At 40.8% G+C, this 15319-nt stretch carries 12 protein-coding genes; 8 read left to right on the top strand and 4 right to left on the bottom strand.

Annotated elements, in window-relative coordinates; genetic code table 11:
* Nucleotides 1-14: 14 nt before the first annotated feature.
* From kdpB to LC454_RS00745, 5 genes are all read left to right on the top strand, one after another.
* Entirely contained in the window at nt 15-2024 is a 2010-nt protein-coding gene (gene kdpB, locus LC454_RS00765) for a potassium-transporting ATPase subunit KdpB (RefSeq protein ID WP_223578122.1), read from the top strand.
* 79 nt (nt 2025-2103) lie between these two features.
* Nucleotides 2104-2670, top strand: coding sequence for a K(+)-transporting ATPase subunit C (locus LC454_RS00760; protein WP_223578113.1), 567 nt, complete (start codon nt 2104-2106; stop codon nt 2668-2670).
* 131 nt (nt 2671-2801) lie between these two features.
* Complete coding sequence (locus tag LC454_RS00755; protein WP_223578105.1) at nt 2802-3923, top strand: sensor protein KdpD; 1122 nt, start codon at nt 2802-2804, stop codon at nt 3921-3923.
* Between the two features lies 1 nt (nt 3924).
* On the top strand, nt 3925-5664 hold the full coding sequence (locus LC454_RS00750; protein ID WP_223578103.1) for a sensor histidine kinase: 1740 nt from the start codon (nt 3925-3927) through the stop codon (nt 5662-5664).
* 102 nt (nt 5665-5766) lie between these two features.
* Nucleotides 5767-7719 (top strand): KUP/HAK/KT family potassium transporter, encoded by a 1953-nt coding sequence (locus LC454_RS00745; protein ID WP_223578101.1) that lies wholly within the window; start codon nt 5767-5769, stop codon nt 7717-7719.
* A gap of 133 nt (nt 7720-7852) precedes the next feature.
* Here LC454_RS00745 and LC454_RS00740 read toward each other — a convergent pair whose 3' ends face one another.
* From LC454_RS00740 to LC454_RS00725, 4 genes are all read right to left on the bottom strand, one after another.
* Nucleotides 7853-8776 carry a pentapeptide repeat-containing protein gene (locus LC454_RS00740; RefSeq protein WP_223578099.1) on the bottom strand — a complete coding sequence of 308 codons (924 nt, stop codon included), beginning with the start codon at nt 8774-8776 and terminating at the stop codon, nt 7853-7855.
* Between the two features lie 190 nt (nt 8777-8966).
* The gene (locus tag LC454_RS00735; protein WP_223578097.1) at nt 8967-9854 is read right to left on the bottom strand and encodes a CorA family divalent cation transporter; all 888 of its coding nucleotides are present in this window, start codon (nt 9852-9854) and stop codon (nt 8967-8969) included.
* Nucleotides 9855-10172: 318 nt separating this feature from the next.
* On the bottom strand, nt 10173-10772 hold the full coding sequence (locus LC454_RS00730; protein WP_223578095.1) for a GNAT family N-acetyltransferase: 600 nt from the start codon (nt 10770-10772) through the stop codon (nt 10173-10175).
* Between the two features lie 38 nt (nt 10773-10810).
* Nucleotides 10811-11029: a hypothetical protein gene (locus LC454_RS00725; RefSeq protein WP_223578093.1), complete on the bottom strand. Its 219-nt coding sequence runs from the start codon at nt 11027-11029 to the stop codon at nt 10811-10813.
* A 420-nt stretch (nt 11030-11449) separates the two neighbouring features.
* On the opposite strand from LC454_RS00725, the gene LC454_RS00720 reads away from it, so the two are divergent.
* The 3 genes from LC454_RS00720 to LC454_RS00710 all read left to right on the top strand — a co-directional run bounded on the left by LC454_RS00720 (nt 11450) and on the right by LC454_RS00710 (nt 15315).
* The gene (locus tag LC454_RS00720) at nt 11450-11752 is read left to right on the top strand and encodes a hypothetical protein (protein ID WP_223578091.1); all 303 of its coding nucleotides are present in this window, start codon (nt 11450-11452) and stop codon (nt 11750-11752) included.
* A gap of 115 nt (nt 11753-11867) precedes the next feature.
* The gene (locus tag LC454_RS00715) at nt 11868-12641 is read left to right on the top strand and encodes a GLPGLI family protein (protein ID WP_223578089.1); all 774 of its coding nucleotides are present in this window, start codon (nt 11868-11870) and stop codon (nt 12639-12641) included.
* Nucleotides 12625-15315: a carboxypeptidase-like regulatory domain-containing protein gene (locus LC454_RS00710; RefSeq protein WP_223578087.1), complete on the top strand. Its 2691-nt coding sequence runs from the start codon at nt 12625-12627 to the stop codon at nt 15313-15315. Before LC454_RS00715 ends, LC454_RS00710 begins: the two co-directional genes overlap by 17 nt.
* Nucleotides 15316-15319 lie beyond the last annotated feature (4 nt).

Genomic DNA, 15319 nt, shown 5'->3' with positions numbered 1-15319 from the left:
TAAAGAAATTAGAAATGAACAAAAATACATCACTGTTTCAAAAAGACATGGTACAGGAAGCACTGAAACAGTCTTTTGTGAAACTAAACCCGAAAACAATGTTCCGCAATCCGGTTATGTTTACCGTATGGATCGGAACTGTGGTCATGCTGATCGTCAGTTTATGGACCTTGGCAGGAGCACAAGGACAGGGAAGTTTTGGTTACAACTTTGCCGTATTTATCATATTATTACTCACACTGTTGTTTGCCAACTTTGCGGAGGCCATTGCCGAAGCAAGGGGAAAAGCGCAGGCGGATAGCCTGCGCAAAACAAGAGAAGAAACTCCAGCCAAACTTAAAAACGGCCAGACCATCTCTTCTGCTCAGTTAAAAAAAGGCGATATTTTCATCTGTGAAGCCGGCGATATTATCCCTTCAGACGGTGAAATCGTGGAAGGACTTGCAACAATTGATGAAAGTGCCATCACCGGTGAATCCGCCCCCGTCATTCGGGAGGCAGGTGGAGATAAAAGCTCTGTAACCGGTGGAACCAAGGTGCTTTCCGATAAAATAGTCGTGCAGGTAACCACACAACCGGGTGAAAGCTTCCTCGATAAAATGATCGCCTTGGTAGAAGGTGCCTCAAGACAAAAAACACCCAATGAAATTGCCCTTACCATTTTACTGGCAGGCTTTACATTGGTATTTATTATCGTCTGTGTAACACTAAAACCATTTGCTGATCATGCGAATGTCGGCATCACCATTGCGTCATTCATTTCTCTATTTGTCTGTCTCATACCAACGACTATTGGAGGATTGCTTTCCGCAATAGGTATCGCCGGAATGGACAGAGCCCTACGTGCAAATGTCATTACCAAAAGTGGTAAGGCCGTGGAAACAGCAGGTGATATTGATGTATTGTTGTTGGACAAAACAGGAACAATAACCATTGGTAACCGCAAGGCTACTCATTTTCACACCGCACATGGTATTGATGAGAAAAAATTAATAAAAGCAGCTGTATTGAGCTCGATGGCTGATGAAACTCCCGAAGGTAAATCTATTATAGAACTTGCCGGTATCAATCCGCTGAGCTATGAAGTGAAGAACCCCGTATTCATCAAGTTTACAGCTGAGACACGAAGTTCAGGTATAGACTATGAAAACATACGTATCCGAAAAGGTGCAACTGATGCGATTAAAAATCTTGTTACAGGAGCTGGCAATAGATTCCCAGAAGAAGTCGAAGAAAGTGTTAAGACGATTTCCCAAAATGGAGGAACACCCCTAGTGGTTTCCGAAAATGACATCGCGCTAGGCGTAATCGAACTACAGGATATTATCAAACCCGGTATCCACGAAAGGTTTGAACGTCTTCGTAAAATGGGGATCAAAACAGTGATGGTAACGGGAGACAACCCCTTGACAGCGAAGTTTATTGCCGATAAAGCTGGTGTGGATGATTTTATCGCCGAAGCCAAACCAGAGGATAAAATGAACTACATCAAAAAAGAGCAATCCGAAGGCCGCTTAGTGGCTATGATGGGTGACGGAACAAATGATGCTCCAGCTTTGGCGCAGGCCGATGTAGGGGTAGCCATGAATTCGGGTACGCAGGCAGCAAAAGAAGCCGGAAATATGGTTGATCTGGACAATGACCCGACCAAATTGATCGAGGTCGTTGAAATTGGCAAACAATTATTGATGACCAGAGGGACATTAACAACCTTTAGTATTGCCAATGATGTCGCTAAATATTTTGCGATTATTCCGGCCCTGTTTATTACCGCTATTCCAGCACTACAGGGGCTCAATATCATGAAATTGCATAGCCCAGAAAGCGCTATTCTGTCAGCCGTTATTTTCAATGCCATTATTATTCCGATGCTGATTCCATTGGCACTTAAAGGTGTTGCCTACAAACCGATTGGAGCAAGTGCCCTATTGCGCCGAAACCTACTCATATTTGGGTTAGGTGGGATTGCCGTTCCTTTTTTGGGCATCAAGGTGATTGATATGTTCGTCGCTATTTTCTTTTAATCCGTAAAATAAATCAAGAGGGATAAAATCTCACAGAACTTGTTTCTTTCTGATTTTACCCTCATAAAATATAAATGAAATGAAAAAACACATTTTGCCCGCAATAAAGTTGACCATCATTATGATCCTGTTCTTTACAGTGATCTATCCATTAGCTGTCTGGGGGATGGCCCAGTTTTCCTCCAACGCGGGAAAGGGAAAAATCATTGAGCACAATGGTAAAAAGTATTATTCAAATATTGGTCAGGCCTTCACAGCCGACAAATACTTTTGGTCGAGACCCTCTGCGGTAAATTACAATGCTGCCGGGTCGGGAGCGAGTAACAAAGGGCCTTCAAATGAAGAATACCTAAGTCAAGTACAGGCGCGTATCGATACATTTTTAGTACACAACCCTGGCATCAAAAAATCCGAAATACCTGTCGATCTGATTACGGCAAGTGGAAGTGGATTAGATCCGAACTTCTCAATTCAAGCGGCCAAAGTTCAGGTCAAACGTATCGCAACGATACGAGGTATCGAAGAACAGAAAATAAATCAATTGATCGAGGACAATGCTGAAAGACCCTTGTTGGGAATTTTCGGTCCTCAAAAAATCAATGTGTTAAAGCTCAACATCGCCCTGGATAAGTTGGCGAGCAGATAAAAAACTCCAACCATGAAACTATCAGGCTTTGTTTAGCTGCTTTTTCGTCTAAGCAGGGCGGATAGATTAATAATTCCCCTTGGCAATTTGTTTAAGGGGAATTTGTAAGTTTATAAAAGTTATCACATGTTATGGATGAAAGAAAAAGTGCGGAACATTTTTTAAATCTGATTCAGAAATCCCGAAGAGGTAAATTCAAACTCTATATCGGGATGAGTGCCGGAGTTGGTAAGACCTTCCGTATGCTTCAGGAAGCACATGCACTTTTACAGAGTGGTATCGATGTCAGGATCGGTTATATCGAAACTCATCAGCGTATCGAAACCCATGCGTTGCTGGCTGGTCTTCCAATGATCCCAAGGAGAACCTTATTTTACAAAGGCAAGGAGCTTGAGGAAATGGATGTACAGGCTATTGTCAATCTTAGACCCGAAGTGGTTATTGTTGATGAACTGGCGCATACAAATATAGAAGGCAGCAAAAACGAAAAAAGATGGCAGGATGTGATGGATATCCTTGATGCCGGTATCAATGTCATTAGTGCTGTAAACATTCAACATATTGAGAGCCTCAATGATGAAGTCAGAGATATCACAGGTATTGATGTACAGGAGCGTATTCCAGACAGTGTGGTTGCCCAGGCCGATGAAGTTGTCAATATCGACTTAACAGCAGAGGAGCTGATTAATAGGCTAAAGGAAGGTAAGATTTATGAAAGTTCAAAAATAACCGCAGCTCTCAACAATTTCTTCAAAAGTGAACATATTCTGCAGTTGCGCGAACTAGCATTAAAGGAAGTCGCTTCGCAGGTGCAAAGGAAGGTCGAAACGGAGGTTGTCCTCAATCGAAATGTTAAAAAAGAACGTTTTCTGGCCTGCATCAGTTCAAACGAACAAACGGCCAAAAATGTCATCAGGAAAACTGCCCGTCTGGCCAATTACTATAATAGCAAGTGGTATGTCATGTATGTACAGGTTCCCAAAGAGAGCGTAGACAGGATTGCGTTGGATAAACAGCGACATCTCATCAACAACTTTAAACTGGCTACCGAACTAGGGGCTGAAATTATTAAGGTAAAGGCCAAGAACGCTACCAAAGCCATTATTAAAGAATGTGAAGAACGTATGATCACGACGGTCTGTATCGGTAAACCACATATCAATCTGATTAAGATCATTCTCGCAACTGATACATTCAAAGCTTTATTAAATAAATTGTCTCAGGAAAATATTGATCTCGTAATATTGTCATAAAATGAAAATTAAAGCAAAATTAACATTTGGTGTAGGGCTCCTATTTATATTGATCGTAGCCTTAGCTGTTATTAGCGGATGGTATGTTAATCAGCTCAAAAGAGACACGAATAATATACTTGTTGCAAATTACAACACCTTGCTCTATTCCCGGAATATGCTTCTGGCGTTGGAAGATATCAGCAAGGATGCGGCGGCAATTGACACATTTCAAAATAATTTGACGCTACAGATGGGAAACGTGACTGAAATCGGCGAGATCGAGAGGACAAACCTAATTGTAAAGCACTTCAATTCGCTTAAAAATAAACCCGACGATGCACAGCTAAGCTCTTCCATCCGAAAAGACATTACCGAATTAATGCGGTTAAATATGGATGCTATCAGCAGAAAAAGTAACATTGCAGATGAAACCGCCCGCAGAGCGATACTCATCATTTCATTTACAGGAGCATTATGTTTTCTGATCGCGGTCATATTATTGGTCAATCTTCCGTCCAATATTGCCAATCCTATACGGGAGTTAACCGAAAGTATCAAGGAAATTGCCGGCCAAAATTATTCAAAACGCGTCAACTTCGGTGGACACAACGAATTTGGAGATCTGGCGCGATCATTTAATACCATGGCTGAGAAGCTGGAAGAATATTCGGACAGCAAATTAGAAAAGATCCTAAAAGGGAAAAAGCGGATCGAAACCTTGATCGACAATATGCATGATCCTGTTATTGGGATCGACGAAAATAAAAAGGTCCTGTTTGCCAACGATGAAGCCTTGAATATATCAGGACTACGGAAAGAAGATTTCATTGGAAAAGCTGTACAAGATATCGCCGTAACCAATGACCTGATCCGGGATATTATAAAAGACATCTTTCTACCAGCGCCAAAAAGCAACAAAGCAGAACAGTTGAAGATCTATGCAGATGGCAAAGAAAGTTATTTTGAGAAAGAAGTAATCGACATCAATATCGTCCCCACCGGCGAAACAGATATCAAATTCATCGGCCAGGTAATCCTATTGCGCAATATTACTCCCTTTAAAGAGCTTGACCTCGCGAAAACAAATTTTATGGGAACAGTATCGCATGAGTTTAAAACGCCTATTTCATCCATTCAAATGGGCGTACAACTGTTGGAGAATGAAAAAGTTGGGGTTTTAAATGGCGAGCAAAAAGACCTGATCAACGGAATAAAAGACGATACCGATAGACTACTGAAAATAACGGGAGAGCTGCTCAATATAACACAAGTCGAAAGTGGCTCTATACAAATCAATCTGCTACCATCGGAGATCAAACCCATTATTGAGTATGCTGTCAACGCAAATAAATCTGCGGCCGACAATAAAAACATACAGATCGCAATTGAAATGGACGAGGATGCCTCAACCGCGGTGACCGACAGTGAAAAATCGGCTTGGGTGCTGACCAATTTAATTTCCAATGCCATACGTTATTCGTATGAGAATTCGAAGATATCCATCAAAACGGAACGGGAGAATAATCAGGTCAGGTTTTCGGTCTCGGATACCGGACAAGGAATACAGCCCCAATATCTAAAAAAGATTTTTGAACGGTATTTTCGTATTCCCGGAACAAAAAAAGAAGGTACTGGTTTAGGCCTGAGTATCAGTAAAGAATTCATCGAGGCACAGGGCGGTGGAATCTGGGTGGAAAGTGAATACGGCGCCGGAAGTACCTTTTATTTTACACTTAATATGGATAATAAAGCAGTGTGATTAGATGCCATATATTTCGTCTAATTTGTGCTATTAATAAAAAAAGAATAGACTTTAGATTTCAATGCAAATTTTAACTTAATTTGCAGGAAAAACTAAATTATGTCTGGACATAACACCGCAGAATTCCATAAAAGGATCACTCTTGCCGGCTCACTGATTGCAATAGGGATTGTTTTCGGTGATATCGGTACATCACCACTGTATACACTAAATGCTGTTTTTCATCATCGGGTGATTACAGAAGCGATAGCGCTTGGCAGTTTAAGTTGTATCTTTTGGACACTTGTTTTTCAGACAACGATCAAGTATGTCCTTATTACCTTGCAGGCTGACAACAAAGGCGAAGGTGGTATTTTCTCTCTTTATGCTTTAGTCCGACGTTACAGCGGTAAATGGCTCGTTTTCATCGCCATGGCAGGAGGCGCCTTTTTGATGGCTGACGGTATTATTACGCCGCCAATGTCGGTTGCTTCGGCCGTCGAAGGTGTACAGGCTGTTGTTCCCGGTTTTAATACCGTTCCCATTATCGTCGGGATCTTGATCTTACTATTCGTTTTTCAGCAGTTCGGCACTGATAAAATCGGGAAGATATTTGGCCCCTTGATGATTATTTGGTTTGGCTTTATTGCCGTAATAGGCATCCTATCAATTGGAGATAATTGGAATGTCTTTAAAGCGCTAAATCCATATTATGCTTATCAAATGCTGGTCAACGAGACCAAAGGATTTTGGTTGTTGGGCAGTATTTTCCTTTGTACGACTGGTGCCGAAGCACTGTATAGCGACATGGGACACTGTGGGCGGAACAACATCCGCATGACCTGGGTATTTATAAAAATTGCGCTTATACTTTGCTACGCAGGACAGACAACATGGTTACTAAACCATGTCGGCGAAGAAGTGGGCAGTCTCAGTCCTTTTTATCATATTGTTCCGAAATCTATATTTTGGTTTGCATTAGGGATTGCAACATTGGCGACCATTATTGCCTCTCAAGCTTTGATCAGTGGCTGTTTTACGTTAATCAATGAAGCAATCAGGCTCAATATATGGCCCAAACATCTAGTACTATTTCCAAGTAATGTAAAAGGCCAATTGTATATTCCTGCAATCAACTGGTTTCTGATGTGCGGCTGCGTTGGGATGGTTTTATATTTTAAGCAAAGTACAAGAATGGAAGCCGCATTTGGTCTCAGTGTCACCCTCACAATGCTGATGAGTACAATTTTGATCAATGCCTATCTGCGTATCAAACGTGTACCATTTATCTTTAATATATTGATCACTTTCATCTTTTTGGCGATAGAACTAAGCTTTTTATCTGCCAATCTGCTTAAAGTTAAAGAAGGCGGCTGGATAACCCTGCTATTGGGCTTTTCGCTCTTTGCCGTGATGTACGTCTGGTGGAGGGGCCGGCAGATCAAATCCAATATTCAGTCCTTTGTCAAACTATCGGAACACCTGCCCTTGCTTACTAAATTGAGTACTGACGAAAAACTTCCAAAGTATGCAACCAATCTCGTGTATTTGACGACTTCAGATTCTGAAAAAAAGATCGAAAAAACAATTATGGATTCGATCCTAAAATTCGGTCTTCCAAAACGTGCTGACATTTATTGGTTTGTACATGTCAATATTCTAGATGAGCCCTATTTACAACGATATTCAGTTGAAACTATTATCCGAAACGATGTCTATTACATCCAATTTGATCTGGGATTCCGTGAAGATCCCCGGATTGGCTATTACTTTAAACAGGTCGTCAATGATATGATCGAAAAGAATGAAGTAGATGTCGAAGATTCGCTGGAACAGGCTTATCAACAGAACAAAATTGGGGATTTTAAATTTATGATTATGGACAGTTTTCTTTCCTATGATAACCGAATGCCGTTCTGGAAAAATTTTGTTATGAAGGGATATTACAACTTGCGCTATTTCTCCGTAAAAGACTATATCAATTTTGGACTGGACAGGAGCAATATTGAAACAGAGAAATATCCGTTAGTAATCGTACCATTTGCCGAAAATAAATTAGAGCGAAAGGCCTAACCATCAACAGCAGTTTTAGCGGAAACTACGATACCACTGCTGTAAGGATCTCTGTTATTTTTAAATAAACAGGGTTGTCCAAAATGACAATGCCCCCAAAAAGTTAAACACTTTTAGGGGGCATCTTTTCAGATCAGTACGCTGATTCCTCTAGAAGGGTTATCCCCGTTAAGTTTGCTTCATTATTCTTCAGGAAAGCATAAGTCAGTCTGTCAACCTTGCAATCTGAGAACTCTACTTTTTTAAATTTGCTATTATATTTAAAAAAGGTATTCAAGATGGTAGCTCCCTGAAATTTGACTTTATAAAACCCACAGCCCTCAAAATGACAGTCTTCGATCATACCTTCAAAAATAACATCACTGATCCCCGTATTTTTAAATGAAGTGTGTTTCAATACAGCATTGGTCATTTCATTGCTCTCAAAACAGCCAGTATCAAATCTGGCACCGGTAAAATCTGCATCAGAGAAATTACACTTTCCGATATTGCTTCTCGAAAAATCAGCATCAATAAAGGAGCAACGGTTAAACTGATTCTTTAACAGATTAGAAGACTGTATTTTACTGTTTGTCAGGTCTGAAGATGAGAAGTCACATAATTCAATATTGTTCTTGCCAAGTATTAACCCCGATAGATCTGCGTTTATAAACTTGCAATTTTTTATATTGGAAGAGCTGAACTGTTCTTTCAGATTCTTTAAACCCGAGAAATCAGCATTTTCCCAGTTGCCTTTCGACATATCCCAGCTTCGGCCAACCTGATTTTCAGATTTCGATACCGAATCAGTTGGATAGGCCTGTCGGTCGGTGGATTCCTGATCCGTATGGTCAATCTGATTCCTATGAAAACTTTCGGAAAAGTAATTGAGGTCTACAGCAAGTATCTCCGCTAGCCTGTTCAATGTCATGATATCTGGCATCGATTCACCCCGCTCCCATTTACCTACCGCTTGTGGACTGATCGAAACCTGCTGAGCAAGTTCGGCCTGTGAAAGATTTGTTTTCTTTCTTGCTTCGGCTATTTTATTGCCGATTGATTTAGAATTTAGCATCATGTCTTTATATTTTTTTGATACTACAAAGTTATTTTGCAGGCCAGTATCACGGCGAATAAACAGCGCTACCCTTAGTTGTATTTACACTACTTATTGTTGCTTTTAACAATTATTGGTTGTATTTCCTTCTTTTAGTAAAATATAAGCGTTATTTTTCTGATCGTACTACGGGTAGCATAGCATTGGAAATTTAGATAATCCGTCTGCGTTTGAACCATAAATAGATGATTATCGAAATAATTGCCATTACCCCGAGCGTGATAAAATAGCCAAAGCGCCACTTCAATTCGGGCATATTTTCAAAGTTCATCCCATAAATTCCTGCTAAAAACGTCAATGGTAAAAAGAATGCCGAAAAAATAGTCAGCAATTTCATGACATCATTGCTTTTTTGGGCATTGACAGAATGGTAGGTGGTCAATAAATTGTTGGCATTTTCGATGACTTCATCATAACTGAGTATCAGATTCAATAGTTTGTCTTTTATATCCTGCAAAGCAGTCTTGTTATTCTCCGCCACCTCAATTTGGTGGGTTACGTTCTGAAAAATCTGTAAAAGTTTCTTTGTAATCCGGGTCTGTGCTTTCAAGAAATATAGATCTTTTAAAGACACCCTTGCATAATCTTTAAGAAATATTGTTTGTTCTATTTCGATGATCTTTTCGTCCAGTGTATCCAATGGTATTTGGTAAGTTTCGACCATTTTATAAATCAAATAGACCAGTAGTTCTTCCGAGGTTTCATATTTTTGCTTTACGGTGTCTAAGAAAGCAAATTGGCTACGGTGTATCGTGATAAGCTTGTGTCCATTGTAGAAAAAGGCTATTTTATTTGACAATTCATTGATTGTCGTTGCCCCCTTTTCAATGGTGGATGTAAATGCCCTCAATATCAAAAAATTATAATTGGGTTGACTTTCAAACTTGGGCAAATGCCCCGGTTCCAGGCTATCCTTTATTTGAAAATAGTCTAATTGATATTCTTCAGCAATTTTGTTCAGGCTTTCTTTGTCCGGTTGACAGATATCTATCCAAACGAAGTTATCAAATTGAGTTCTATGTTGGTCAATAGTTTTCATCGAATTTTTATTTTCTTCTACTTTAAAAGCTGATTTTACATGCGCATCTATCCTTCCAGCTAAATGGCTGTTTATCCTTACATGCCCCTTCGAAATTAATAATATTTCAATGGATTAGTTTGCTCAGCCCAAGAAAATTTTTGAGACGATGAAACATCCTGTTCATCAACCACGTCTTCCCTTACCTAGGCTTATATGCCGGCTCATTTATATAAGAACCTTCTTCCTTTGGCCTGTAAAAGGAAAGAGGTTCTTATGGTATACGTGAGTTGAAAAATGTGGGATTTTATAAATCCGCTCTATCAGAATCAGGTCTGATCAATGGATGGTCGGACTACTATAAGACCTTCGGGGTTTTTCTATAGCTAAATTTTGTAATGCACTGGGGTCAAAAAGCATGGCTGTGCAGTAACAGTTCTTGAATTCCTTTTTCTCTAGATCCGGGTAGTTGATGCAGTTTTGGCATTTGTTCCAAAAGGAAGGATCGCGGGTAATCTCCGAGAAGCTGACCGGAAATAAACCCAGTTTTGAATTGATCTTCATGGTAGCCAGCGAAGTCGTGATGCCAAAGATCTTTGCTTTAGGATATTTTAATTTCGAAAGTTCGAAGATCTGTCTTTTCATAAGTGTTGCGACACCCCTACGTCGCCAGGATGGCGAAACGATAAGGCCGCAATGCGAAATAAATTCCTCCTCGGCATAGGCTTCCAGATAAATGTAGCCAACCCATTCTCCCGTTTGTGTCAATGCGATGACCGCATTACCATCGAGGATCTTGTTGCAGATCGACTGCGGGGTTCGTGTGCCTATTCCCGTGCCTCGCGCTTTTGCTGATGAAGCCATTTCCGCTGAAATCTCCATCGCATATTTTAAGTCTGCTGCTGTCGCTGTTCGTACGATTATACGATCTGTTTCCATAACATTTTGCTTATTTGTCAAAACTTGTCTCCCATGCATCAGGAAGTCATTCTAATAGTTGTATATACCCGGCCAATCCATTTTTTATCTCCGCTAAATTTAAACTCATTGGCAGTATACGATCTGGCGGAGCCTCCTGGGCCAAGTTTTAGGGAGGGCACAGTTAGCCAACCCCGATCTGAACATGTCCGAGAGACATAACTTTGCCAACCAAGATCCTTGCCTGTAAGAATATGTGGATGCTGTATTAAATTCATACTATTTCTATTTTACGCTGATGCCAAAAGTGTTCCACAATACACAACGCAGACCACATAACATTGAATGCAAGCAACATACAACAACCTACACAATAACTTTAACAAAAAATGTCTTTCATTTTGATAGTAAAAAATTCCATTATGAGAAGGAAATAAATGCTTCAAACCTCCAATCAACATGCATCGGGCTATTTCTGCATAGCAGCGTCTACCTGTCTATCCCTTAGTTCAAGGTTGATCGGGCCATAGCGAATAATAAACTAACAGCCACGGATAATGCATCACCTTACACGGATAACAAATCACCCTATAACGAATTAAAACTGTCTATTATTTTTACCGGAGTACAATAAAGGCATGCCTCAAAAACATGCAATGGTTTAACACAATTAAATAACAAAAACAATGAAAAAATTAATGATGAGTCTGGTAGCCCTAGCAGTACTTTCAACTGCTGCCTCGGCTAAAACAACTGAAAATGCTTCCCACAAAAATGCAACGGCTAAAACATCTACTTATCGCCTTCCAAAAACAAATACCATGGTGAAGGTTACTGAAGAAGTAACAGAAATGCAAAACGGACTTACGCGTTGTGTTTTTGTCTTGACTTTTTTAAGTTCTGATGATCTACATGTGGTAGGTACACACACATCCGAGACCTATACCAATGGTGGCTGTGGAGATTTCTTCAGAGCTTGCAGACAATGGTGGGGAGTATAATCCCAATAAGCCAGTGTTCATACCTACTCTGTGAGTCTTTTTTAAGGTTTAATCAGTGTTATAAAAATACGACTTGAAGCGGGGGTTAGCCCCCGCTTTTACCAAACTAAATAACATGCATAAATATTATATATTCTTTCTGTTTCTGTTCGTTTCGGGATCTTCTTTTGCACAGCGGCTTCATGCGGTCTATGAATATATGCCCTCGCCTATGGCGACTTTTCAGGAACAGGTCTATTATGACGGAACGGTGAAGATAGCCGTTCGTGATTCGGTACCCAAACGCAACCAAGATATCAACAAGGATATCGACGGTGAGGTCGCGCCGACATTTTCGATGACCATCGGCTCAGGCAAGCTCTACAACAAGATCGTGATACAGCAAAACAATGCTTCACAACAATTGGAGACCCGTTCTATCGAGGGCGTTAATTACCTGGTGACCGACCAATTCCCGTCTCTGGTCTGGAATACCAACTATACTGATGTTGATACCTTGGGTAAATACGTGTGTCACAAAGCAACAGCACCTTATCGTGGCACTACGCTGGTTGCTTATTATACCCATGATATTCCCGTACCCGTAGGACCATCAAAATTTGGTGGACTACCAGGGCTTATCGTGATGCTTTACAACGAAAGTGCAAATCCCAACTACTGGTATTTGAAGGAGGTAAATTATCCTTATGCAGGCAATACCCCCATCAATGATACATACATTCAGTCTTTGCCAAAACTAACGCTTGAAGAATTTGTCAAGAAAAATGACCGTATTACTGAAGAGCAAATGCGCATTTTGTATAGTAAAATACCTGTAGTTGAAGGTGTGAACGTAGAAGGAAAAAAAGTCCGTGGTAGTGTGGAGCAAGTATATGAATGGGAACATTAATAAGCTAGTGCTGACCCTGATCGGGTTTTGTCTAGTAGGTATAGCTGCTCAGGCGCAAGTTACAATCCAGGGAAGAGTCAACTCCAATGGAAAGGCATTGGGCGGTGTGCGGATTGAATTACAACGTGAGGTTGATGCCAAAATGCTGGCCTATACGTTTAGCGATGGCGAAGGGAAATACCATTTGCAGACAGTGCAAAGCGGAAAGTTCACCTTGTTGTATAAAGCACTCAGCTTCGCGCCAGTTTCCGTGCCCCTAACAGCAACACAGACTGATACCCTGATTGATGTGCAGTTGGTTGCTGGGGGTGTGGAGCGATTACAGGAAGTGATTGTCCATTCCAAGCAGCCCTACCGTCGTGGTAGAGACACCATCGAATTGACGGTGAAATCCTTTTTGCAGGGTGATGAACGCACAGTGGAAGATCTGCTCCGAAAGATTCCCGGTATCAATGTAGGTACGGATGGCAGCATCAAAATAGGCGATAAGGAAGTGGAGAAAGTGATGGTAGAAGGAGACGATTTTTTTGAAAAGGGCTACCGTCTGCTGACGCAGAATATGTCGGTACAGCCCCTGGAAAAAATTCAGGTGCTGCAGCGCTTTTCCAACAACAAACAATTGAAAGGCATCGAAAACTCAAACAAGGTTGCCCTAAACTTACAATTGAAGGAAGATAGCAAGGCACAGTGGCTAGGTTCGGTGGATGCACAGGGCGTTCCTATAGGTCCAAAATATTATCAGGCAAATGCCAACCTCATGAATTTTGGAAAGAAAAACAAATACTATTTATTGGGCAGCGCCAATAACAACGGGGTCGATGCCGTTAGCAGCATCAACCACCTGATCCAGTCTGGTTCGGCCGATGAGCCCGGACAAATAGGTGTAGGAATATCCACCCCGAACTTGATCGACAATACCCCGAGCTTACCCGGTTTTGACTATAAAAGAACAAACTTCAACAACGACAAATTACTGTCTCTCAACACTATTCTAAACCCAGCTCCAAAGTTTAAAATCAAATGGCTGGGATTCGCAAATCCGACCAAAAAATCATTCTACCGTAATACAGTACAGAACTACCATTTAGAGGATATTCAATTTACCAATACCGAAGATTATCAGTTCACTCGCAAGATTGATAATTATTTCACCAAATTAGAATTGCAGTTCGAACCCAATGCACACACGACACTGAGCTATAGTGGTACACTCGGCTCTCTAGGGAAAAATGATGTGGGTGCTCTCCTCTTTAATGGCGACCAAAGCCAAGAGCTGACCAAAAGCAAAGGCTACCTGACCAACCACAACCTCAGCTATAGCCACAAGTTTTCAGACCGGGAAGCCTTGGTCAGTTCCATCCGTTGGATAAAGCAGCAATCGCCTATAAACTACAGTATCGATCGATACTATTACAAAGATCTTTTTGGGAAAGGGGATATAACTGGGGTAAAACAACATATCGAAAATAACCTGGACTATCTTGGCGCCACCACGCACTATTTAAACCGAAAGAAAAACGGTGATTTTTTTGAGCTCGCCCTGACAACTGCCTATCAACAGCAACAACTGAATAGCCAATTCATACTGCAGGATGATCAAAGAAAGGCTGGGGAAAGCGACATCTATCCTGAGGGATTTTCCAATCAGATGGATTTTGCAGTGTTCCAGACCAATCTTATTTCCAAATATACCTTTAAACGAAGCAAATGGGAATGGACTCCCCGTCTGCAAGTTGGTATTGTTCAAAATAGACTAACAGATTTTGGAAAACGTAGCCACAAAAATAGCCTACAGCTTGCTCCCAGTCTGTTGGGTAAATGGGCCGTGCATTACAAAGGGAGGCTGGAAACTGAGCTCTATTTTCAGCAGCAGAATGCCTCACTCACTGAACTCGTCCCTAACTATTACAGCACAGGAGTTCGAAATTTTATAAAGGGAATGGCTGATATGGCTACTTTAAGCAGTTCGGGGGCTACCCTAACATACACCTATGGTAGTATGACGGATCGTTTTTTTGCCAACCTCAATATTGGGCATCAGATTTTATTTGATTATGTTGGTATGGAGAGTAGTTTGGATCCCAATTTCAATCTCGCGCAACAGCTATTGCTCAAAAACAAAAAAAGCACCTTTTATAAAACAGACCTGAATTACTATCTGAAAGTCCTCAGCGGAAATTTTCGGCTGGATCTAGGCGCAAATAGCGCAGATTACGAAACGGTCGTGACCGGATTGGGCAACCGACAAATCCATACAGACACTTACGATTATGGATTATCGTTCAGAAGTGCATGGAAATCTCGATTAAATATCCATACCGGATATACAATACAGTCTATCACCTATCGCTCAGAAAGTAAGAATACCTTAAAAAATAGCCGTGGATTCCTGAATATATTTTTGAATATGGGTAAAAATATACAGTGCAATCTAAAGAATGAGTCCTATCGCTTTGGCAGTTTCCTTGCTCAAGATTCCAAGACCTATTATTTTTCGGATTTCTCCCTATCTTATGAGCTTCGACAACACCGGACAAGATTTAGCATGACTGCAAAAAATATCTTCAATACCCGCTTTTTCAGAAATACTGAACTGACCGACCTTTACAACAGCAGTACTGAATATAAACTGTTGCCCGGTTATATTAGCTTTGGGATAGATTATAGCTTCTAAAATT

The organism is Sphingobacterium sp. GVS05A (genome assembly GCF_019969845.1).
Classification (GTDB): Bacteria; Bacteroidota; Bacteroidia; order Sphingobacteriales; family Sphingobacteriaceae; genus Sphingobacterium.
This window is presented reverse-complemented; position numbering and strand designations above follow the sequence as displayed.